The organism is Photorhabdus akhurstii, assembly GCF_018448925.1.
Taxonomy (GTDB): domain Bacteria; phylum Pseudomonadota; class Gammaproteobacteria; order Enterobacterales; family Enterobacteriaceae; genus Photorhabdus; species Photorhabdus akhurstii.
The window spans coordinates 1-561 of record NZ_RCWE01000124.1; the positions used below are offsets into that span (position 1 = coordinate 1).

General features: G+C 58.6%; 1 pseudogene. It reads right to left on the minus strand.

The features are described 5' to 3' along the window. A pseudogene (locus EAE93_RS24055) lies at positions 1–532 on the minus strand (RHS repeat domain-containing protein); the annotation flags it as partial. Between the last annotated feature and the right edge of the window lie 29 nt (positions 533–561).

Here is a 561-nt window from a genome sequence, read left to right on the forward strand (position 1 = left end):
ATTTTCTCTTTTGACTATAGTCAGTTGGACAGCCAGCAAGACCCAGCGGATCAATCCAGTTTGCCGGATTATGGACGTACGCATACGGATTCGGACCCCCATTTAGCCCGAGCGGGTCAGGGCTGAGATAACAACAGCCTTCCGGCAAATAATAGCGGAACCGGTTATAAAATAAACCACTTTCTTCATCAAAAAGTTGCCCGGCAAATCGGAGGCCCGGGTCCAGTTGCGGGTTCTCGCCGTGTCCGCCCAGCCGCAGCCCGTACAGGGACTGCTTCGGCCGCCGCCACACCCGTTTACCCGTCGGGTCGAACAGCGCCAGCGGCTCGCCGGTCGGGGCGCTGACCGCATATTGAGTCTGCACCTCCCCGGCCATCAGTTCCACCCGGTTGTCCAGATTAAGCGTAAACGCCTGCGTCTGCTGCGCCACCAGTTCCCAGCCGTCAAACACCAGATGGCGGATCATTTTCAGCCGGCCGTGCTGATATTCGCGGATTTCCGCCGGCACGTCGCCGTCCCACACGACTGGAGTCTCCCGACGTCATCATACGGTTGAGCAGA